19 protein-coding genes are annotated in these 21,256 nt (G+C 74.2%); 13 read left to right on the top strand and 6 right to left on the bottom strand.

From position 1 onward, the window contains the following. Positions 1 to 114 precede the first annotated feature (114 nt). Together RB614_RS30150 and RB614_RS30145 are read left to right on the top strand one after the other, a co-directional pair. Positions 115 to 645, top strand: coding sequence for a SigE family RNA polymerase sigma factor (locus tag RB614_RS30150; protein ID WP_308716072.1), 531 nt, complete (start codon positions 115 to 117; stop codon positions 643 to 645). Continuing rightward, a complete protein-coding gene (locus tag RB614_RS30145) occupies positions 642 to 1,946 on the top strand; it encodes a hypothetical protein (RefSeq protein WP_308716071.1) in 1,305 nt (434 codons plus the stop codon). Before RB614_RS30150 ends, RB614_RS30145 begins: the two co-directional genes overlap by 4 nt. A gap of 16 nt (positions 1,947 to 1,962) precedes the next feature. Here the strand turns inward: RB614_RS30145 and RB614_RS30140 are convergent, their stop codons facing one another. From RB614_RS30140 to RB614_RS30130, 3 genes are read right to left on the bottom strand one after another with little or no spacing between them, the layout of a single operon-like run. Next, positions 1,963 to 2,280 carry a type II toxin-antitoxin system PemK/MazF family toxin gene (locus RB614_RS30140; protein WP_308716070.1) on the bottom strand — a complete coding sequence of 106 codons (318 nt, stop codon included), beginning with the start codon at positions 2,278 to 2,280 and terminating at the stop codon, positions 1,963 to 1,965. Positions 2,281 to 2,310: 30 nt separating this feature from the next. Further along, positions 2,311 to 3,021: a FadR/GntR family transcriptional regulator gene (locus tag RB614_RS30135; RefSeq protein WP_308716069.1), complete on the bottom strand. Its 711-nt coding sequence runs from the start codon at positions 3,019 to 3,021 to the stop codon at positions 2,311 to 2,313. Positions 3,022 to 3,073: 52 nt separating this feature from the next. Further along, positions 3,074 to 4,297, bottom strand: a complete 1,224-nt coding sequence (locus RB614_RS30130; protein WP_308716068.1) for a sialidase family protein — start codon at positions 4,295 to 4,297, stop codon at positions 3,074 to 3,076. Between the two features lie 161 nt (positions 4,298 to 4,458). Between RB614_RS30130 and RB614_RS30125 the strand changes: the two genes are divergently transcribed. Continuing rightward, positions 4,459 to 4,743 carry an adhesin gene (locus tag RB614_RS30125; protein ID WP_308716067.1) on the top strand — a complete coding sequence of 95 codons (285 nt, stop codon included), beginning with the start codon at positions 4,459 to 4,461 and terminating at the stop codon, positions 4,741 to 4,743. Positions 4,744 to 4,797: 54 nt separating this feature from the next. On the opposite strand, the gene RB614_RS30120 is transcribed toward RB614_RS30125, so the two are convergent. The 3 genes from RB614_RS30120 to RB614_RS30110 all read right to left on the bottom strand — a co-directional run bounded on the left by RB614_RS30120 (position 4,798) and on the right by RB614_RS30110 (position 9,669). After that, positions 4,798 to 6,084 (bottom strand): LuxR C-terminal-related transcriptional regulator, encoded by a 1,287-nt coding sequence (locus RB614_RS30120; protein ID WP_308716066.1) that lies wholly within the window; start codon positions 6,082 to 6,084, stop codon positions 4,798 to 4,800. 151 nt (positions 6,085 to 6,235) lie between these two features. Beyond that, a complete protein-coding gene (locus RB614_RS30115) occupies positions 6,236 to 7,990 on the bottom strand; it encodes an ABC transporter ATP-binding protein (protein ID WP_308716065.1) in 1,755 nt (584 codons plus the stop codon). Continuing rightward, entirely contained in the window at positions 7,987 to 9,669 is a 1,683-nt protein-coding gene (locus tag RB614_RS30110) for an ABC transporter ATP-binding protein (RefSeq protein ID WP_308716064.1), read from the bottom strand. The genes RB614_RS30115 and RB614_RS30110 overlap by 4 nt, the downstream gene beginning before the upstream one ends. 32 nt (positions 9,670 to 9,701) lie before the next feature. On the opposite strand from RB614_RS30110, the gene RB614_RS30105 reads away from it, so the two are divergent. From RB614_RS30105 to RB614_RS30060, 10 genes are all read left to right on the top strand, one after another. Further along, complete coding sequence (locus RB614_RS30105; RefSeq protein ID WP_308716063.1) at positions 9,702 to 9,953, top strand: iron chelate uptake ABC transporter family permease subunit; 252 nt, start codon at positions 9,702 to 9,704, stop codon at positions 9,951 to 9,953. Between the two features lie 351 nt (positions 9,954 to 10,304). Beyond that, a complete protein-coding gene (locus tag RB614_RS30100; protein ID WP_308716062.1) occupies positions 10,305 to 11,066 on the top strand; it encodes a DeoR/GlpR family DNA-binding transcription regulator in 762 nt (253 codons plus the stop codon). 74 nt (positions 11,067 to 11,140) lie between these two features. Then, positions 11,141 to 12,457 carry an ABC transporter substrate-binding protein gene (locus RB614_RS30095; protein WP_308716061.1) on the top strand — a complete coding sequence of 439 codons (1,317 nt, stop codon included), beginning with the start codon at positions 11,141 to 11,143 and terminating at the stop codon, positions 12,455 to 12,457. Continuing rightward, positions 12,454 to 13,386, top strand: coding sequence for a carbohydrate ABC transporter permease (locus tag RB614_RS30090; RefSeq protein WP_308716060.1), 933 nt, complete (start codon positions 12,454 to 12,456; stop codon positions 13,384 to 13,386). Before RB614_RS30095 ends, RB614_RS30090 begins: the two co-directional genes overlap by 4 nt. After that, positions 13,383 to 14,186 carry a carbohydrate ABC transporter permease gene (locus RB614_RS30085; protein WP_308716059.1) on the top strand — a complete coding sequence of 268 codons (804 nt, stop codon included), beginning with the start codon at positions 13,383 to 13,385 and terminating at the stop codon, positions 14,184 to 14,186. The genes RB614_RS30090 and RB614_RS30085 overlap by 4 nt, the downstream gene beginning before the upstream one ends. Next, positions 14,183 to 15,202: a zinc-dependent alcohol dehydrogenase family protein gene (locus tag RB614_RS30080; RefSeq protein WP_308716058.1), complete on the top strand. Its 1,020-nt coding sequence runs from the start codon at positions 14,183 to 14,185 to the stop codon at positions 15,200 to 15,202. Before RB614_RS30085 ends, RB614_RS30080 begins: the two co-directional genes overlap by 4 nt. 106 nt (positions 15,203 to 15,308) lie before the next feature. Beyond that, positions 15,309 to 16,154, top strand: a complete 846-nt coding sequence (locus tag RB614_RS30075; RefSeq protein WP_308716057.1) for an isocitrate lyase/PEP mutase family protein — start codon at positions 15,309 to 15,311, stop codon at positions 16,152 to 16,154. A gap of 176 nt (positions 16,155 to 16,330) precedes the next feature. Continuing rightward, a complete protein-coding gene (locus RB614_RS30070) occupies positions 16,331 to 17,029 on the top strand; it encodes a serine hydrolase (RefSeq protein ID WP_308716056.1) in 699 nt (232 codons plus the stop codon). A gap of 92 nt (positions 17,030 to 17,121) precedes the next feature. Continuing rightward, entirely contained in the window at positions 17,122 to 20,397 is a 3,276-nt protein-coding gene (locus RB614_RS30065; RefSeq protein WP_308716055.1) for an AfsR/SARP family transcriptional regulator, read from the top strand. Between the two features lie 56 nt (positions 20,398 to 20,453). Next, entirely contained in the window at positions 20,454 to 21,251 is a 798-nt protein-coding gene (locus tag RB614_RS30060; protein ID WP_308716054.1) for an ABC transporter ATP-binding protein, read from the top strand. Positions 21,252 to 21,256 lie beyond the last annotated feature (5 nt).

The following is a 21,256-nucleotide window of genomic DNA, read 5'->3' as shown; positions in this document are numbered from 1 at the left end:
CGGGTCCGGCCTCGACGCAGGCCGGGCCCGCTCACTTTTTCCGGTACCGGCGCAACCTCGACGCGGTCCCGGGACGTCATCGTGGGTGAGGGTTGTCGGGGAGGAGTACACCGCATGCGGGCGGACGACACGTCCGAGTACGTCGAGTTCGTCTCGGCGCGGCTGGCCCGGTGGCACCGGGCCGCATACCTGCTCTGCGGCGACGAGCACCGCGCCGACGACCTGGTGCAGACCACGGTGACCAAGCTCTACGTGCACTGGGCCCGGGCCCGGGGCGCGGACAACCTCGACGGGTACGTGCACCGCATGCTGGTCCGGGCGTACATCGACGAGAAGCGGCTGGCCTGGTCCAAGGTGTGGCTGATGTCGGCGACGCCCGAGCGGGGCGCCTCCGGCGACACCGGCGTGGAGGAGCGCGACCTTGTCGTGCGGGCGCTCGCCGAGCTGCCCAAGGGGCAGCGGACGGTGCTGGTGATGCGCTTCCTCTGCGACATGCCGGTGGAGAGCGTGGCCGCGGCGATGCGGTGCTCCACCGGAAACGTCAAGGCGCAGACCGCGCGCGGCCTCGCGACGCTGCGCGCACGCCTCGGCGAGGCGCCGCTCGCCGGGGTGGGCACGGGCAAGGGTGGGGGATTGGCCGAGTGACCGAAGAGTACGACGAGCGGGCGGACGACGTTCGCGTGCTGCTGGAGACCGCCCACGTGCCGCCGGCCCACGCGGACCTGGCGCGGGCCATCGCGGCCGGGGGAGCGGTGCGGCGCCGGCGCCGGTACGCGGCGGTCGCGGCCGCCACCGTCTGCGCCCTCGCCGGCACCGCCGCGGTCGGGCAGGCGCTCGACCGCACCCCCGGGGGCGAGCGCCTGGAGGTGCCGATCGGCGAGACGGTGACCGGGACGCCGGCCCCGTTCAGCGCCTGCACGGTGCGGCCGCTGCCGCCCCCGGCCGGCAAGGGCGTCCTGACCGGGCAGGTGGTCGCGGATCCCACCGGCCGGTACGCGGCGGCGAGCCTGGTCCAGCCCGACGGTACGGTCCGCCCGGTGCTCTGGACCGACGGCGAGCCCGCGCTGCTCCCCGCCGCCGGCGACGGCGCCCAGCCCCGCGCGGTCAACTCCGCCGGCGTGGTCGTCGGCACCTCCTCCACCGCCGGCGGCACCCCGCTGGCCTGGGTCTACCGGGACGGGCGGGTCACCAAGCTGGCCCCGGTCGACGGGTACGAGTGGTGGGTCCCGCTGGCCGTCGACGAGCGCGGCGACGTGACCGGCGAGGCGTGGCGCGGCCTGCGGTTCGTGGTCGTCACCTGGCCGCGCGCCGGGTCCCCGGTGCTGCTCACCCGCCCCGGCGACGTACGCGGCTCGGGCGTCGGCGGCGACGGCACGGTGGTCGGCACCCGCGGCGAGGGCGCCGACCCGTACGTCTGGCACGCCGACGGCAGCGGCCGCGCGCTGCGGCTCCCGCCGGGCGCGGCCACCGGGCAGGCGCTCGCCGTCCGCGGCGACTGGGCCGCCGGCTGGGTCGGCCTGCACCCGGAGGCCTCCGCGCCGCCGGCCCGCCCGGTCGCCCCGCGCGCCCAGGTCACCGAGTCGGACAAGCGGGTGCTCGACATGCTGGGTAAGGCCGCAGGCGGCAAGCTGGTGACCGCGCCGGCCCGCTGGAACCTGCGTACCGGACAGGTGACCCACTGGCCGGAGCGGGCGACGCCGGCCACCGCCGTCAACGCCTCCGGCTGGGTCGCGCTCCCCGGCGACGGCGGCCCGACGGTCGTCTCGCCCGGCGGCGAGGTGACGGCGCTGCCCGGCCCCGCCGACGGCTACCCGACCACGCTGAGCGACGACAACCGCCGCCTGTACGGCGAGCGCGTCCCGCGAAGCACGGACGCCGACTCGGCGGCGAAGCAGCGACTCATGAACGGCGGCCCCGCCACCGAGCTGCTGATGTGGCACTGCTGAGGCGACCGGCGCGGGGTCAGAGGTCGAAGAGGTTGCGCAGCGCGTCGTCGACCCGGGCCAGGCTGGCCCCGGTGATCATGCCGAGCCGCTCGGCGCCGGACGTCACCGGGAGGCGGCGCATGCGGTTGACCACGACGACGCCGGAGACCGGGTCTGTCTCGGAGAGTGGGACGGCGAACGGCGGCAGGTCGGTGATGCTGCCGCGCTGGCGGACGACCGGCGCGCAGTACGGCGCGGCGTTGGGGCGGTCGTTGTGGCTGTCGCCGGAGAGCACGACGACCCGGTAGCGCAGATCGGTGCGGTCGCCGATGGTCCACACCTCACCGCGGTTCACGAGGCCGATGCTACGCCGGCTCTCAGCTGATCAGCGGCGCGGGACTCGCGAGATCCTTTCGCGGATCTCGGTGAAGTGGTCGGCCACCGCGGCGGTGAGCACCTGCGCGTCACCACCCCGCAACGCGTCCAGGATGTCGCGGTGCGCGGCGGCCGCGACCTGCGGTGTCTCGGCGGTGCGGGGCAGCTCCGCGTTCACCTTGTCGAAGACGCTCCAGAAGACCCGCAGCAGGTCGCTGATCAGCTCGTTGCGCAGCGGCGCGTACAGCGTCTTGTGGAACAGCCAGTCGGCCTCGGGGCAGTAGCGCCCCTGCGCGGCCTCGCTCTCCATCGTGGCGACCGCGCTCTCCAGGGTGTCGAGGTCGGCGTCGTCGACCAGGGCGAGGACCTGGCGGACCAGGCCGGTCTCCAGCACCTCGCGGATCTGCACCAGGTCGCCGATGTCGCGCAGGTCGCCGCGGAGCGACAGGTGCGTGTGGAACGTCAGGCCGGCCTCGAGCGGCGAGAACGAGGGGGTGCCGACGTACGTGCCGAGGCCGTGGCGGATGTCGACGATGCCGAGCGCCTGCAGAGCCTTGATCGCCTCGCGCAGCGGGTGGCGGCTGACCGAGAGCTCGGCCATCAGCTCGGTCTCGGTCGGCAGCAGGGAGCCGGGGGCGAGGCCGCGCCGCACGATCAGCTCCTTGATCGCCTCTTGCAGCGCCCGCTGGTTTTCGCTGGCTCCCCGCCGCGGTTGGGTCATCGATCTTCTGTCTTTCCTCGATCAGTCAGGTCATAGGACGTCCGAGGTTACCCTATCGAAGCTGCTGGATGGGTATCCGCCGGAAGGCTATCCGCTCGCTGGGCCCGAAGTCGCCGGTCTCGTAGAGCACGCCCAGTGTGGCCGGGCCGAGCTGGACCAGGTCCGAGTACGCCGCGGGCAGCCCGGAGAGCGCGAGCGACGCCCGCCAGGTGGCGCCCCGGTCGGTGCTCACCCGCAGGGTCAGTGCCGCGCGGGCGGCCGGGTCGGCGGGGCCGGCGAAGACCAGCGGCGCGCCCGCCCCGGCGAGCTGGAGCACGCTGCCCTGCACGACCGGGCCGGCGAGCGTCGCCTGCGGCCGGTACGGCAGCTCGAGGCTGGCCCCGCCGTCCGCGCTGTACGCGTCCGCCCGGTTGCCTGGCCCGGTGCCGTTGTGCTCGCGGGTGTTGAGGTAGAGGCGGCCGTCGGGGAGCTCGGCGACGGTGGTCTCGTTCACGTTGAGGTACCCGTTGGGGTTGTCGTCGACCGCGCCGACCGCCCACGTCCCGCCGCCGTCGTCGCTGTACAGGGTGTGGCCGCCGTAGTACTTCGCCTCGGTGCCGGCGTCGGTCGAGCCGGCCGGCGGCGCGATCGAGTGGTTGGCCGGGACGACGAGGCGGTCCCGGTGCGGGCCGCGGGCCAGGCGGATGCCGTGCACCGGTCCGGTGGCGTACCACCGCCAGTTGGCCGCCTTGGCCGTCGCGGTGATCTCGCGCGGCGGCGACCAGGTCGCGCCCTCGTCGTCGCTGGCCTGGACGAAGACCCGCCGGCTCTGGTCGGCGGGGACCTCGCCGCGCATGATGGCCGCCTCCGTGGCCGTCCCGCCGTTGTACGTCGAGAGCAGCACCACCCGCCCGCTCGCCGTGACCACCGGCGCGGGGTTGCCGGAGGTGTTCGCGCCGCTGTCGACGACCACCTGGAGCGGACCCCAGGTGCAGCCGCCGTCGGCGGAGCGGCGCAGGACCAGGTCGATGTCGCCGGCGTCGCCGAGGCCGCCGACCCGCCCCTCGGCGAACGCGAGCAGCGCGCCGGAACGGGTGGCCACGATCGCCGGGATGCGGAACGCGCTGTACCCCTCGGTGCCGGAGGCGTACGGGACGGAGGCGTCGCACCGGGCCCTTTGCGCCTCGCGCGCCCCGCCCGCGGCGCCGCCGCTGGTGGTGGCCGTCGCGGCGCCGCTGGTGGTGGCGAGGATGGCGGCGCTCAGCAGGAGTACCGCGGGTCTCGTCAAGTGGGTCATGGGGGCTCCACTCGCTCGTTGGTGATCAGACATAGGACGTCCGCTGTGTCTTTGGCGACGGTAGGTGGGCATGTCGATGTCGTCAAGACGGGGTTCGGTTGGCGGATCCCTGGGTATGGCGGGCGGGACCCTGCATGCAGAAGAACCGGAGGGAGCTCCCGATGCTCACGCTGACCGACAACGCGGTGGCGGTGATCCGTAACCTCACCGAGCAGCCGCAGGTGCCGGAGGGCGCCGGCCTGCGTATCGCCACCGACAGCAACCAGGGCGCGCTCATGCTCACGCTCGCCGCCGAGCCGATGGAGGGCGACGAGGTGCGCGACGAGGCAGGCGCGCGCGTGTTCCTGGAGACCGAGGCGGCCCGCATCCTGGACGACAAGTCCCTGGACGCCGCGGTCGACGCCAACGGTGCGGTCCAGTTCGCCGTGGCCGAGCAGCCCGGTTGACCGGGCGGGCCCGCCCGTACCGCTGGGCGGGCCCACCCTCGCGCCGCGGCGCGGCTAGGGGTCGAGGAGCTCCAGCAGGCCGAGCGCGTGGGCGGTGGCCAGGGCGCCGGCCCGGTTTCGCGCGCCCAGCTTGCGGAAGAGCCGCGCCTGGGTGTTCTCGACCGTCTTCTCGGCGATTCCGAGGGATCGCGCGGTCTGCCGCACGCTGTGGCCGGCCGCGATCGAGCGGAGGATGTCGCCCTCGCGGATGGTGAGCTCCGGCAGGCCGGTGTCGGCCTCGCCGGCGTGCGTGCCGGCGGCCGCGATCAGCCAGTTCGCCGCCGCCGGGTCGATCGTGAGGTGGCCGGCGGCGGCGAGCGTCAACGCCGGCACCAGCGCCTCGCCGATCCGTTCCGCCGCCACGATGGCCACCGCCCCGCGGCCGAGCGCGTCCAGCGTCTCGCCGCGTCCCATCGGGCGGGTGGTGACCACCATGACCGGCGCCCGCGCGTCGCCGAGCCGCTGCCACGACTCCGCCGTCGGGTCGACGAGGATCACCGGTACCGCGCCCGAGCCGGCCTGGTCCCACAGGTCGAGCCCGCCGTTGCCGCCGTCGGTGACGAACGGGATGTGCTGGGCGAGCAGCGCCACCGCCACGTCGTACCGGGCGGGCCCGTCCGGTCCACAGAGGACAGCCAGGGTGAGGCCGCCGGCCGCGTACACCCTCGGGCGGGGCACCGGGGAGCGGTTGACCAGGCCGAGCGTGATGGCGCGGGCGATCGCGTGGCTCTGGCTGGTGACCGCGAGCTTCTGGTAGATCCGCCGCTTGCAGTTCTCCACCGCGAACGGCGTCATGGTGAGCAGCTCGGCGATCCGGCTGACCGGGTGCCCGGCGGCGGTCAGCGTGATGATCTCCCGCTCCTGGGTGCTCAGCCCACCGGGTACCGGCACCACCGCGCCCGAGCGGAGCGCGTCGGCGTGCTGGTGCAGCAGCATGAGCAGCGCGTCCAGCCCGTGCGAGCAGGGGATCAGCGTGTCCACACCGGCCTGGCGGGTGCCGGAGAGGTCGGTGGGGGAGAGCCGCTCGTAGATCACCACGAGCCGGATGCCGGCGAAGCGGGTGCGCAGCGCGCGCAGGGCGCGCAGCGCCTCGCCCACGGCGGGACCCGCGTCGTACACGACGAGGTCTGGTCCGCACAGGTCGCAGAGGCCGAGCAGGGCGATGTCGTCGGCGACGTGGCCGACCACCGTGAACTCCGGCTGCCCGGACAAGCAGACCGCCAGGGTGTCGCGGAACAGGCGCCGGGGCGAGCGGATGGCCACCCGCACCAGGTGCCCACTCGGTGCCGAAACCTGTCCCATACCGGCCTCCCCGGCGGTCAGGACTGCGTTTCCACTTTGTTACATAGACCCTAGTGAGTGTCAAGCGAAGGGAGGCCGGTACTAGGGGATTCCTGCGCCCGCGCGGCCTCCGCGAGGCGATGGCCGAACAGGGGCTGACCGGCCGGGTCGGTCAGCCGCCGCGGGTGGCCGACCAGGCGGTCCAGAGCCGCGCGTACGCGCCACCCGCCTCGACCAGCACCGCGTGCGGGCCGGACTCGACCACCCGGCCCGCGTCGAGCACGACCACCCGGTCGGCCGTGGCCGCCTGGGTCAGCCGGTGCGCGACGACCAGGCCGGTGCGGCCGTCCAGCGCGCGGGCCGCCGACTCCTCCAGCACCCGGGCGCCGGCGCTGCCCGCGTCGGCGGTCGCCTCGTCCAGGACCGCGACCGGCGGGTCGGCGAGGACGAGGCGGGCCAGGGCGAGCTGCTGCGCCTGGGTGACGGTCAGCTGGTGCCCGCCCTCGCCGACGACCGTGTCCAGGCCGTCCGGGAGCGCCCGCGCCCAGGCCAGCGCGCCGACCCGGGCCAGCGCCTCGCGCACCCGCTCGTCCGACGCGTCCGGCCGGGCCAGCCGCAGGTCGTCCGCGAGCCGGCCGGCGAAGACGTGCACCTCCTGGGTGATCAGCGCGACCAGGCCACCGGTCGCGGCCGCGCCCAGCTCCTCGACCGCCACTCCGGCGATGTGGACGGTGCCGTGGCTGGGCCGGTGCACGCCGGCGACGAGCTTGGCGACGGTGGTCTTGCCGGCCCCGCTCGCGCCGACCAGCGCCACCCGCTCGCCGGGCGCGATATGCAGGTCCACGTCGCGCAGCACCAGGTGCCCGGGGAGGTACGCGTGGCCGAGCCCGGCCGCCTTGACCGACGCCTCGACCGCCACCGGGCGTTCCGCCTCGGCCTCCCCAACCGGCGGCAGCGACGCGACGCCGACCAGCCGGGCCAGCCCCGCGGCGGCCACCTGCGCGTCGTCCACGAGGGAGAGCGCGATGTTGATCGGCCCGAAGAGGTTGTGGAAGTAGAGCGCGGCCGCGGTCGCCGTGCCGATCGTCACCGCGTCGGCGCGGACCAGCAGGAACCCCGCCGCGAGCACCGCGGAGAGCCCCGCGTACTCGGCGAGGTTGAGCCGCCCGTAGAAGCGCGTGATGAGCCGTACCGCCCGCAGGGCGAGCGTGACCGTGGCGGTGGAGCGCTCGGTCACCCGCTCCACGTGGTGGTCGCCGAGCCGGAACGCCCGTACCGTCGCGGCGCCGCCCACCGTGTCGAGCAGTTGCTGCTGCTGGGCGCCGACGCTGACCCGCTGCGCCGCGTAGAGCGGGACGGCGTGCCGCACGTACCAGCGGACGGTGTGCGCCTGGATCGGCACGGCGAGCAGGGCGGCGACGAAGAAGCGCCAGTCGAGCACGGCGAGCGCCACCAGGGTCAGCGCGATCGCCAGCACCGACCGGGCGAGCTGGGGCAGGGCGCGGCGGACCGCCTCGGCCACGATGGAGACGTCGGCGGTGACCCGGGCGGTGAGGTCGCCGGAGCCGGCCCGCTCCACGCGTTCCAGGGGGAGCCGCAGCGCCCGGGACACGAACCGCTCGCGCAGCTCGGCCAGCATCCCCTCGCCGAGCTGGGCGACCAGCGTCACGCCGAGCGCGGTCAGTCCACCTTGGACCACCGCGGCCCCGACGATCAGCACGATCGGCCAGGTGACCGCGCTCGCCGGGCGGCCGCTCGCGACGATGTCGACCACGCGGCCGAGCAGCGGCGCGGTGAGCAGGCCGGCCGCGGTGGCGGTGACGAGTACGGCGAGCGCGCCGAGCGCCAGGAGGCGGCGGCCGCGCAGCAGGTCGCGTACGGCGGCCCAGGTCCCGCCGGCGCTCGCGGTGGGCAGCAGTGCGCTCACTGGAGCACCGCCGCGCGGTACGCCGGGTCGAGGTCGACCAGGGCGAAGTGGCTGCCGGCCGCGGTGACCGCGCCGCCGTGCAGGACCACCACCCGGTCGGTGGCGGCCAGCAGGGCCGGGCTCGTGGTGACGAGCAGGGTCGTACGGCCGGCCCGCACCTCGCGGATACCGGTGGCGATCCGGGCCTCGGTGACCGCGTCCACCGCCGTGGTCGGGTCGTGCAGGACGAGGACCGGCGGCTCGGCGGCGAGGGCGCGGGCCAGCGCGACCCGCTGGCGCTGGCCGCCGGAGAGCGACTGGGCGCGCTCGTCCAGCACGGTGTCGGCGCCGTCCGGCAGGCTCCGCGCCACCTCGTCGGCGGTCGCGGCGGACATCGCCCGGCCGGCCGGGGCCGCGCCGCCGGCGGCGGTGACGTTGGCCAGCAGCGGGCCGGCGAAGAGGATGGCGTGGTGGGCGGCGACCAGGATCGCGCCGCGCGCCTGCGCCGGGTCCAGTGTGGACAGTGGTACGCCGTCCAGCGCCACGGTGCCGGCATCCGGGTCGGCGTCCCGCCCCAGCACGGCCAGCAGCGCGGTCGCCGCCGCCGGGTCGGGGGCCACGACGCCGAGCAGCTCGCCCGGCGCCACGTCCAGGTCCACACCGGACAGTGGGCCGTGGTGCACGCCGGTGAGGGTGACCCGCCCGCGTACCGGGGAGGGGAGCGACCCCGCCCCGGCGGTGACCGCGGGCGGGGCGGCGAGCACCGCGTCGATCCGCCTCGCCGAGGCGCGCCCCTGGGCGAACTCGGCGTTGACCCACGCGAAGATCTGCAGCGGGGTGAGCAGGAACAGCGCCAGCCCCACGGCCGCGACCAGGTCGCCGACGCTGATCTCGCCGCTGGCCGCGAGCCGGCCGCCGACCAGCGCGACCGCCGCGATGAAGACCCCGGTCAGGGCCAGGATGGCGCCGTCGTGCACGGCCTGCGCGCGGGCCGCGCGCAGCGTCGCCGACAAGGACTCCCGGCTGGTACGGCGGTAGCGGGCGATCGCCGCTCCCTCGGCGCCGATGCCCTTGAGCACCCGCAGCCCGGTGACCAGGTCGGCGGCGACGCCGGAGGCGTGTGCGGCCCGCTCCTGCTCGACCTCGCTGCGCCGTTCCAGCGGGCGGCCGAGCAGGTGGCCGAGCCAGAGCAGCGGGGGAGCGCCGAGCAGCACGACCAGGCCGAGCGGGATCGAGATCCAGAGCAGCGCGACGGCGCTGACCAGCAGGCCGGTGAGCGCGGCGACCGCCGAGGGGAGGACCACGTTCACACCGCCGACCCGGCGGGCGTCGCCGGTCGCGATGTTGGTGAGCTCGCCGGCCAGCCGCCCGGCCTCGGCGCCGCCGCGCGGGTCGAGGATCCGGCGGGTGAGCCGTACCCGCAGGTCGTGGCCGGCCCACTCGGAGGCCCGCTCGGCGGCGCGGGCGCCGAACCGGTAACTGGACGACAGCACCGCGAACACGGCGGCCAGCACCGCGAGCCACAGCGCCAGCCTCGTCGCCGACCCGGTCGCCACGGCCTGGTCGATGACCACGCCGATCAGCACCGGGACCAGCGCCTCGCCCGCCTGATGCCCGGCGGCCAGGGCGGCGGCGAGCCCGACGTGTCGCCGCTGGCCGCCGATCGCCCGTCGCAGGGCGGTACCTCGATCACCTCGCATAGTAAGGCGAGGCTAATCTAACCGTTGTGCGGATGGCGAGAGGGACGGCCGCCACGGCCGCGCTCGCGCTGGTGTACGGGATCGCGTTCCGCCGTACGCTCTCCGGGCAGGTGTGGCTGATCGGCAGCCTGAACGGCCGGCGCTGGGACCACGTGCGGCCGCTCGCCCTCGCCCTGGCCGTGCTGCTGCTGGTGCTCCACTATGGACGGAAGCTGGCCCTGCTGGAGTTGGGGGACGACACCGCTTCGTCGCGCTCGCGGCGCCGCGGGTGGCGCGGTGGCTGACCCGGTCGGCGGGGCCCGGCCTGACCGCGGTCGGGCTCGCCACCTCCGCGCTCGGCGGCGTCTACCTGGCCTGGCTCCTCACCCGCGAGTGGCGCCGCACCCGGGCATGGAACGGGCACCGACGCCGCCCGAACGGGCATCCGAAATTCAGGGGCATGTCCGAAAAATCCTTGGGCAAGCGTTGCTCCCGTGAGTCCGAACGGGCAAAGTCAGGCGCAGGAACCCGTGCTGTGAACCGGCTCACACCGTTTCGCCGGTGTTAGAACTTGGTTACGCGCGGCTGGACTGTCGCTTCGCGGTCCGCGACCCGACCGGTGAAGCGGGAAACGCAGTGAGGGGGTGGGGAACCAGGTGAACGCCGACGAGCGGCAGCACCGCATCCTCGTCCTGGCCCGCAGCAACGGCGACGTCGACGTGGCCAAGCTCGCTGCCGAGCTCGCCGTGGCACCGGAGACCATCCGGCGCGACCTGCGCACGCTGGAGCAGCACGGCCTGGTCCGGCGTACGCACGGCGGGGCGCGCGCGGTGGAGACCGCCCGTTTCGAGACCACCCTCGCGATGCGGACCACCCGCCGGGTGCCGGAGAAGCGCCGGATCGCGGCCGCCTGCGCCGATCTCGTGGGCGACGCCGAGACCATCTTCGTCGACGAGGGGTTCACGCCCCAGCTCATCGCCGAGGCGCTCCCCGGCGACCGGAGCCTGACCGTGGTCACCGCCTCGCTCAGCACCGCCGCGGTCCTCGCCGCCAACCCGGCCACCACCGTCCTGCTGCTCGGCGGGCGGGTGCGCGGGCGCACGCTCGCCACCGTCGACCACTGGGCCACCGCGATGCTGGCCGGTTTCGTCATCGACCTGGCGTTCGTCGGCGCCAACGGGATCTCCCGCGAGCACGGGCTGACCACGCCCGACCCGGCCGTCGCCGACGTCAAGTCGCAGGTCGTCCGCGTCTCCCGGCGGCGGGTGTTCGCCGGGGTGCACACGAAGTTCGGGGTGAGCAGCTTCTGCCGCTTCGCCGAGATCGCCGACTTCGAGACCATCGTCACGGACGCGTCACTGCCCGCGTCCGAGGCGCACCGCTACTCCCTGCTCGGCCCGCAGGTGCTGCGGGTCTGAGCTTCGCTGAATCGCTTTTCGGGAGGTCTGTCGTGTCACGCCGCCCCTTATTTATTGGTATTTCAGCACTTGTCATGATGCTGGCCGCCACCGGCTGCTCGGGTGCCGGCGGCTCCGGCTCGAGCAGTGATGGGGAGAGCAAGACCATCACCGCGCTGATGGTCGGCAACCCGCAGATGGAAGACATCGCCAAGCTCACCGCGGACTCGTTCACCAAGGAGACCGGCATCACGGTGAAGTTCACGATCCTCCCGGAGAACGAGCTGCGCGACAAGGTCACCCAGGACGTGGCCACCCAGGGCGGGCAGTACGACGTGGTCACGATCGGGGCGTACGAGGCGCCGATCTGGGCGAAGAACGGCTGGCTGCACGAGCTGTCGTCGTACGCCGACAAGGACTCCGGCTACGACGAGGCCGACCTGCTCCAGCCGATGGTCAAGTCACTGTCCGGTGAGGACGGAAAGCTGTACGCGGCCCCGTTCTACGGCGAGTCCTCGTTTCTGATGTGGAACAAGGAGCTCTTCGCCGCCAAGGGCATCACGATGCCGGAGCGCCCCACCTGGCAGCAGGTCGCCGACTTCGCCGCCAGGCTCAACGACAAGCGGGCCGGCGTCGCCGGGATCTGCCTGCGCGGCCTGCCCGGCTGGGGCGAGGTCTTCGCTCCACTCACGACGGTGGTGAACACGTTCGGCGGCACCTGGTTCGAGAAGGACTGGACCCCCAAGGTGAACTCGCCGGAGTTCACCGAGGCGACCAAGTTCTATGTGGACCTCGTCCGCCGGTACGGTGAGGCGGGCGCGTCGCAGGCCGGCTTCACCGAGTGCCTCAACACGTTCGGGCAGGGCAAGGCCGCGATGTGGTACGACGCGACGTCCGCCGCGGGCACGCTGGAGGACACGTCCGCGTCCAAGGTGGCCGGCAAGGTCGGCTACGCGTACGCGCCGGTGAACAAGACCAAGGCGTCCGGCTGGCTCTGGGCCTGGGCGTGGGCGATGCCGAAGACCACCAAGCAGGCCGACGCCGCGTGGCAGTTCATCTCCTGGGCGACCGGCAAGGAGTACGAGAAGCTGGTCGGCGAGAAGCTGGGCTGGTCGCGGCTGCCGGCCGGCAAGCGCACCTCGACGTACAACCTGCCCGAGTACAAGCAGTCGGCCACCGCGTTCGCGGACATCACGCTCAAGGCGATCGAGGAGGCCGACCCGACCAACCCGGGCCTGCAGCCGCGCCCCGCGCTCGGCGTGCAGTTCGTCGGCATCCCCGAGTTCGCCGACCTCGGTACCAAGGTGTCGCAGGAGGTGGCGTCCGCGATCGCCGGGAAGACCACAGTGGAGAAAGCCCTGGCCGACGGGCAGAAGCTCGCCGAGGGCGTCGCGGAGAAGTACCGGAAATGAGTTCCGCGACGCTGGAGAAGGCACCAGCTCGGCCCGCCACACGGCGGGTCGGGCGGGTGCCCTCCCGGCGGGACCGGTGGTCCCGCCGGGCACCGCTGCTGCCCGCGCTGGTCTTCGCGATCGTCGTGACGCAGGTGCCGTTCCTCGTCACGCTCTACCTGTCCACATTGAGCTGGAACGCGCTGCGGCCGGGGTCACGCTCCTTCGTGGGGCTCGACAACTACGGCACCGTACTTTCCGACGGGCGGCTGCGCGCCGCGCTCCTCAACACCGTCGTGCTGACCGCGAGCGCGGTCATCGTGTCGGTGCTGCTCGGGCTAGGACTGGCGATCCTGCTCGACCGGAAGTTCCCCGGCCGGGGCATCGTGCGCACGCTGCTGATCACGCCGTTCCTGGTGATGCCGATGGCCGCCGCGCTGCTGTGGAAGCACGCCATCTACAACCCGGCGTACGGCCTGATCAACGGGATCCTCGGCGGTGACACCGACTGGGTCTCCCGGTACCCGATGGTCGCGGTCGTCGCCACGCTCGTCTGGCAGTGGACGCCGTTCATGATGCTGATCATCCTGGCCGGGCTCCAGTCGCAGTCCCTGGAGACGCTCGAGGCGGCCCGGGTGGACGGTGCCACCGCGTGGCAGACCTTCCTGCACGTCACGCTCACGTACCTGCGTCCCTACCTGGAGCTCAGCGCCCTGCTCGGCTCGATCTACCTGGTGCAGACGTTCGACGCGGTCTTCACCATCACCCAGGGCGGGCCGGGCACGGCGACCACCAACCTGCCGTACGAGATCTACCTGACCACGTTCCGCAAGTTCGAGTACGGCGAGGCCGCCGCGGCCGGTGTCGTCGTGGTGATCGGCACGATCGTGGTCGCCACGTTCGCGCTGCGGGTCATCTCCGGACTGTTCAAGATGGAGGTCTCCAGATGAGACGTCTACCGTGGACGATCCTCGCCTGGGCGTGCGGGCTGTTCTTCTTCTTTCCGGTGCTCTGGATGGTGCTGACCGGCTTCAAGCGCGAGGCCGACGCCGCGTCCAACCCGCCCACCTGGGTCTTCACGCCCACATTGGACGGATACCGGCAGGTCTTCGACCGCGACCTCACGCCGTACCTGCTGAACTCGCTGATGGCCAGCCTCTTCTCGACGCTGCTCGTGCTCGTGCTGGCCACCCCGGCCGCGTACGCCCTGTCGCTGCGGCCGGTGGCGAAGTGGCGGGACGCGCTGTTCTTCTTCATCTCCACCAAGATGCTGCCGGCCGTCGCCGCGCTCCTCCCGATCTACCTGGTCGTCAAGGAGCTCGGCATGCTCGACAACGTCTGGACCATGGTGATCCTCTACTCCGCCATGAACCTCCCGCTGGCCATCTGGATGATGCGCTCGTTCCTGCTGGAGGTGCCGGCGTCGGTGCTGGAGGCCGCGGAGATGGACGGCGCCGGGCTGCTCGTCTCGATCCGGCGGGTGCTGCTGCCGATCGTCTCGCCCGGCCTGGCCGCGACCGCGCTGATCTGTTTCATCTTCTCCTGGAACGAGTTCTTCTTCGCGGTCAACCTGACCGCGACCCGCGCCGGCACGGCGCCGATCTTCCTGGTCGGGTTCATCTCCTCCGAGGGGCTGTTCCTGGCCCGGCTCTGTGCCGCCGCCACGCTGGTGTCCCTGCCCGTCGTGCTGGCCGGATGGCTGGCGCAGAAGCAGCTCGTGCGGGGCCTGTCGATGGGAGCTGTCAAGTGAAGGCCGCTGTGGTTGTCACCCCCGGGCAGATCGCGATCGAGAAGGTGCCGGACCCCACGCCCGGCCCACGCGACGTGGTCGTCGAGGTGGCCGGGTGCGGGATCTGCGGCACCGACCTGCACATCATGGACGGCGAGTTCGCGCCGGCGTACCCGATCGTCCCCGGCCACGAGTTCGCCGGCCGCGTCGTGGAGGTGGGCAGCGCGGTGACCGAGCTCGCGGTCGGGGACCAGGTCGCCGTGGACCCGTCCCTGCACTGTGGAGAGTGCTACCAGTGCAAGCGGGCCCGCGGCAACCTCTGCGAGAACTGGAACGCGATCGGCGTCACCAAGCCCGGCGGGGCCGCCGAGTACGCGCTCGCCCCGGTCGCCAACTGCTTCCGCCTCCCCGACGGGGTCAACGTGGCGGACGCCGCGCTGATCGAGCCGCTCTCCTGCGCGGTACGCGGCTTCGACGTGCTGCCCCGCCGGCTCGCCGACCACTACCTCATCTACGGCACCGGCACCATGGGGCTGATGATGATGGAGCTGGCCAAGCGGGCCGGCGCCGCCTCGGTGTCCATGGTGGACATCAACCCGGCCCGGCTGGAGACCGCCCGGCTGCTCGGCTGCACGGCCGCGGTCACCTCGGCCGACGAGCTGACCGCCCCGCGCGGCTGGGACGTGGTCGTCGACTGCACGGGCGTGGAGGCGGCGATCACCGACGGGCTCGGCCGGGTCGGCAAGGGCGGCACGTTCCTGCAGTTCGGCGTCGCGTCGTACGGCGCCCGCGCGGTCATCGAGCCGTACCGGATCTACAACCAGGAGATCACCATCACCGGTTCGATGGCGGTGCTGCACAGCTTCGACCGGGCCGGCGAGCTCTGGGCCGGCGGCCTGCTCCCGGCCGACGTCTTCGTCAGCCACCGCTACCCGCTCGACGACTACGCGAAGGCGATGACCCAGTTCCGCGAAGGCGTCGGCCGCAAGATCCAGATCGAGCCCCGTGTGATCGAAGCTCCCTCCAAGTCGTTCTAGCGACTTGAAGGGAGCTTCGATCACAGGCGTGGGGAGGTTACTAGAAACGATGAGCCCGAGATACTTCGGCGGGCGCCGAAGGGTTTCGGGCTTAGCGTCGGCGGCCATGGAGACCTTCTGGGAGCTGCACCACGGGGAGCGGCCGCTCGTGCTCCCCAACGCCTGGGACTACGCGTCGGCCGCCGCGCTCGCGGCACGGGGGTTCGCGGCCGTCGGTACCACGAGCCTCGGGGTGGCGGCGGGCGCCGGGAAGGTGGACGGGACCGGGGCGATCCGGGCCGAGACGGTGGACCTCGCCCGGCGGCTGCGGCGGCTGCCCTGCCCGGTGAGCGTCGACATCGAGGGGGGCTTCGGCGAGCGCCCCGACGAGGTGGCCGACCTCGTGGCGGAGCTCGCCGGCCTCGGCGTCGCCGGCGTCAACATCGAGGACGGGCGGGCGGACGGCACCCTCGCCCCGATCGACGAGCAGCAGTCCGTGATCGGCTCCGCCAAGTCGCGCGTACCCGGGATGTTTGTGAATGCGCGCACGGACACGCACTGGCGGCGGCGGCCGACCCCCGCGGCGCTGGAGGAGGCGCTGCGGAGGGCGCGGGGGTACGCGGAGGCCGGCGCCGACGGGGTCTTCGTGCCGGGGGTGACCGGCGACGCGGCCATCGGGGCGCTGGTGGCGATGGCCGGTGTGCCGCTCAATGTCCTTTATGTACCTGGAGTGAGCCTCGACCGGCTGGCGGCGCTCGGGGTGCGGCGGGTGAGCACCGGCTCGCTGCTCTTCCGGGCCGCGCTGACCGCGGCGGTCGAGACGGCGGCGGCGGTGGCCGCGCCGGTCGAGACGGCCGCCGCGCCGGCCGCGGCGGTCGCGCGGGCCGGGTCGGCGGCGAAGGGCCTGGTCAGCTACGAGGAGGTACAGGCGTTGAACGAACTCACAGCCGGGGCGCGTACAACTGACACGTGAGGACCACCTCCCGACGCGGGTTGCTTTCCCTGGCCGCTGCGTTCGGTGTCGCGGGCCTGGCTACTGCTGGTGCTGGTGTCGTGACACTGCGTTCTGATCGCCCCGCCGGAGCCACCACCGGGCCCGGGGGTGCGGGCACCAGCACGAGACCGACCCCGTCGCCGACGCCCGACCGGGTGGCGGAGACGAAGGTGGCGCTGGAGAAGTTCGTCAAGGCCAACGGCGGGCGGGTCAGCGTCGCGCTCTACGACCGGGCGACCGGGGCAGGGCTGTCGGTGGGCACGCGGCGCTTCCGCACGGCGAGCATCGTCAAGGTCGACATCCTCGCCGCGCTGCTGCTGGAGGACGACACGCTCACGTCCACGCAGCGGGCGCTCGCCACCGACATGATCACGGTGAGCGACAACGACGCGGCGAGCAGCCTCTTCCGGACCGTGGGTGGCGTTTCAGGGCTCAACAAGGCGAATGCCACCTTCGGGATGAAGGAGACAAAGGCCAACTCGGCCTGGGGCATCACCACGACGACCGCCGCCGACCAGGTGCGGCTGCTGCGCTCGCTCACCACCGCCGACGGTCCACTGTCGACGGCCGCGGCGCGCTACCTGTTCGGCCTGATGGGCCAGGTGGTCGACGAGCAGCGGTGGGGCGTGCCCGCCGCCGCGCCCACGGGGGCGTCCGGCGTCTGGGTCAAGAACGGCTGGGTCCAGGTCACCGCCGACGACGGTCTCTGGGTGGTCAACAGCATCGGTCGCATCGCCGAAGAGGGGCACGACTGGCTGCTGGCGGTCCTCTCCGACCACCACGCCACCCAGGAAAAGGGCATCGAGATCGTCGAGCAGGCCGCCACCACCGCCCTCACGTCCATGCGCGCCTAGGCTCGCACGCTCACGCCCGGGCCCGCGGCGCGGAGGTCCCGGCGGGTCGGCGTGGGCGCCGCGCGGGGAGGGCGGTGCGCGAGAATCGGCCCATGCGGATCAGCCTGCTCGGGCCCCTCCAGGTGCGCTCGGACGAGGGCACGGGGGTCAACGTCGGCGGGCCGCGGCCGCGTTCGCTCCTCGCCCTGCTGGCGTTGAACGCCGGCCGGGTGGTCACCACGGACCAGCTGATCGAGGGCCTCTACGGGCAGGATCCGCCGGACGGCGCGGTGAACGCGCTGCAGTCGCAGGTGTCGCGACTGCGCCGCGGCCTGCGGGCGGCGGGCGTGACGGCGCCGATCGAGATGCGGTCCGCCGGCTACCGGCTGGGGGTCGACCCGGAGCAGGTGGACGTGCACCGGTTCGCCCGGCTCGCCGAGGAGGGGCGGCGCTCCCTCGACGCGGGCGAGTTCCGCCACGCGGCGGCGCTGCTGCGCGAGGCAGTCGGGCTGTGGCGGGGAGCCGCGCTCGCCGACGTAGCGGGCGCACCGTTCGCCGCCGGCCAGGCGGTCCGGCTGGCGGAGCGGCGCGTCGCCGCCGTGGAGGACCTGGCCGAGGCCGAGCTGGCGGTGGGGCGGCACGCCGCGCTGGTGACGCCGCTGCGGGAGGCGGTGGAGGAACACCCGCTGCGGGAGCGGCTACGCGGGCAGCTGATGCGGGCGCTGGCCGGAGCGGGGCGTCAGGCCGAGGCGCTCGCGGTGTTCGAGGACGCGCGGCGGCTGCTCGCCGACGAGCTGGGGGCCGATCCGTCGGCGGAGCTGGCGGAGGTTCATCTGGCGGTGCTGCGGGGGGAGGTGCGGCCCCGCCCCCGGCGGACCGCGCCGGGGCCGGATGGGGCCGGGGCGGTGGTGCCGGCGCCGGTGAGCAGCTTCGTGGGCCGCGAAGGGGAGCTCGCCCGCGTCGGCGACCTGCTGGCCTCCGGGCGGCTGGTGACCCTGGTCGGCCCGGGCGGCGTGGGAAAGACCCGGCTGGCGCTGGAGGTGACCGGGCGGGCGGTGGAGCGGACCGGGGTCGAGGCCTGGTTCGTCGACCTGGCGCTGGTGGACGCCGACGCGCCGGCGGGCGGCGTCGCCGAGGCCGTGGTCGCGGCGCTGGGGCTGCACGACGCGGGATCGCTGCACCCGGCCAAGCGGCCGCCGGCGGGCGGCGGCGCGACCCGCCCGGACCCGGCCGGCCGGCTGGTCGCCGCGCTCGCCGAGCGCGAGGCGCTGCTGGTCCTCGACAACTGCGAGCACGTCGTGGCGCGGACGGCCCACCTGGTGCGGCGGTTGCTCGGGGCCTGCCGGCGGGTGCGGGTGCTGGCCACCAGCCGGGAGGCGCTGGGGATCACCGGGGAGTCGCTGTGTCCGGTGGCCCCGCTGGAGGTTCCGGTGGGGACCGGCACGGACCCGGCGACGGTCACCCCCGAGTGGGCGCTCGGGTTCGCGGCGGTACGGCTGTTCGTGGACCGGGCGGTGGCGGTCCGGCCGGACTTCGCCCTGGGCGGCGCCGAAGCGGGATCGGTCCTGCGGATCTGCGCCACGCTGGACGGACTGCCGCTCGCCATCGAACTGGCGGCGGCGCGGCTGCGCGCGCTGCCACTGTCCGAAGTGGAGGCCCGCCTCGGCGACCGGTTCCGGCTGCTGGCCCGCGGCGAGCGGACGGCGGTGCCGCGGCACCGCACCCTGCGCGCGGTGGTGGAGTGGAGCTGGGACCTGCTGGACGGGCGGGAGCAGGCCCTGGCCCGGCGGCTGACGGTCTTCGCCGGCGGTGCGCCGCTGGCGGCGGTCGAAGAGGTCTGCGCCGGGGACGGCGTGGACGACCCGGTCGAGGCCGCCGCCGGGCTGGTCGACAGGTCACTGGCGGAGGTGGACGCGTCCGGCCGGTACCGGATGCTGGAGACCGTCCGGCAGTTCTGTGCCGAGCGGCTCGCGGAGTCCGGCGAGGAGGCCCGGTCGCGGGAGGCGCACGCCGAGTGGTTCCTGCGGCTGGCGGCCGAGGCGGAGCCGTTCCTGCGCCGGTCCGAGCAGCTGGAGTGGCTGCGGCGGCTGGACGCCGAGCACGCCAACCTGCTGGCCGCGTTGAACCGTTCCGTGGCCGCCGCGCCCGATCGGGCGCTGCGCCTGGTCGCCCTGCTGAGCGGATACTGGCTGCTGCGCGGGTTGCGCGCCGAGGTCGCGCAGCTGGCCGCGGCGCTGCTGCACACCCTCGGCCAGGAGGTACCGGACGGGCTGGAGGACGAGTACGTCCTATGTGTCCTGGCCGCCAGGGCGGACGGCCGGGAGCGCCCCGGGCAGCGCGAGTGGTGGCGGCGAGCCGAGTCGATCATGTCGGCTCGGAGCACGCCGCCGCGGTACCCCTACCTCAGCTTCCTGTGGGCGGTGGCGGCCGGGCCGACCGCGGCCAGCCAGCGGCGCCCGGAGACGCACGTCGGCGCCGACCCCTGGTCGCAGGCGTTGCAGCGGATGGGGAACGGCTACGTGGCCCTCTTCGCCGGTGACGTCGGCGAGGCGGCGGAGCGGGAGTTCGACGCGGCGCTGCGCGGCTTCCGCGCGGTCGGGGACCGGCTGGGCACGGCGGAGACCCTGGACGCCGTGGCGACGCTGGCCTCGCGGCGCGGGCACCACGCGCGGTCGTTGCGGCTGTGGGCGGAGGGGATCGCGGCCGCCGTGGAGCTGGGGGCGGCGGCCTTCGCGGTGAACATGCGGTGCAACCGGGGGTACGGGCTGCTGGGCGCCGGGGATCTCGACGCGGCGCGCGCCGACTTCGCCTGGGCACAGTCGCGGGCCCGGCGCGGCGGCCTGCGCGAGGAGCTCGGCGCGGCCCGCTGCGGGCTGGGTGAGGTGGCCCGGTTGGACGGCGACCTGGCGCAGGCCCGCCGGCAGTTCGAACTGGCCCTGCGCGAGGCGCCCGCCGAGGCCACGTTCGGCGAGGTGACGCGGGTGCGGGCGCTGGTGGGCCTGGGCCGGGTGGCCGAGGCGGACGGCGACCTGGAAGGCGCGCTCGCCGCGCACCGCGAGGCGTTGGACACGGCGCTGCGGGGCGGCGACCTCGACGAGGCGGCCGGCGTCGTGGCGGCGTTGGCCGCGGTCGCGGTGGTGGCCGGCGACGGCGAACGGGCCGCGTGGCTGCTCGGGCTCGGGCGGGCGGTACGCGGCGGGGAGCCGGGCGTCGGGGCGGAGACGGAGCCAGCCACGGCGCGGACAGCGGCCCGGGCGCGGGAGCTGGTCGGCGCCCACCGGTTCGACCAGGCCCACCGGCGGGGCGCGTCCATGACGGTGGAGGCGGCGCTGGCCGGGCTCGGGGTCACGGCGGCGACCGACGCCATCCGGTGGAGCCGCCCACGGTAACGACACGGTCAGCGAACTGTCAGCGCGCGGTAGGCGCCGGGGCCGATGGTCGCCCGATGAGGAGATCACGCAGCACTCGGAACGCGCCACACCCACCCCCGGAGAGCGGCGAGGCCCTGCGGCTGGTCGAGGTGCGCAAGGTCTACGGCGACGAGGGGACGCGGGTGACCGCGCTGGCGGGCGTCTCGCTGTCCCTGCCGCACGGCACGTTCACCGCGGTGATGGGCCCGTCGGGATCGGGCAAGAGCACCTTGCTGCACTGCGCGGCCGGCCTGGAGGAGCCGGACGCCGGACGGGTGTTCGTGGACGGCCACGAACTGGGCGGCAGGAGTGAGACGGCGCTGACCAGGTTTCGGCGCGCGCACATCGGTTTCGTCTTCCAGCAGTTCAACCTGCTGCCGACGCTCACCGTGACGCAGAACACCACGCTGCCGCTGAAGCTGGCCGGGCGGCCGATCGACCACGCGGCGGCGCGCGCCGTCCTGGAACGGGTCGGCCTCGGCCAGCGGCTCGACCACCTGCCCGGCCAGCTCTCCGGCGGGGAGCGGCAACGGGTCGCCATCGCGCGAGCGCTGGTCACCCGGCCCGGTGTCGTCTTGGCCGACGAGCCGACCGGCGCGCTCGACAGCCACAGCGCCCGCGAGGTGCTCGAACTGCTCCAGGAGACGGTGCGCGGGTACGGGCGGACCGTGGTGATGGTGACCCACGACCCGGTGGCCGCCGCCTACGCGGACGTGGTGGTGTTCCTGGCCGACGGGCAGCTCGCCGGGCGGATGGCGAGCCCGACCGCGCGGGCGGTCGCGGAGCGGCTGACGCACCTGGGCGACGCGGCGCAGCAGGGCATCGGAGGTTGACGGCC

Origin of the sequence: Phytohabitans maris (assembly GCF_031085175.1) — a bacterium.
GTDB classification, from domain to species: Bacteria; Actinomycetota; Actinomycetes; order Mycobacteriales; family Micromonosporaceae; genus Phytohabitans; species Phytohabitans maris.
The sequence above is the reverse complement of the archived record's forward strand: the minus strand, read 5'-3'. Positions and strand labels throughout refer to the sequence as shown.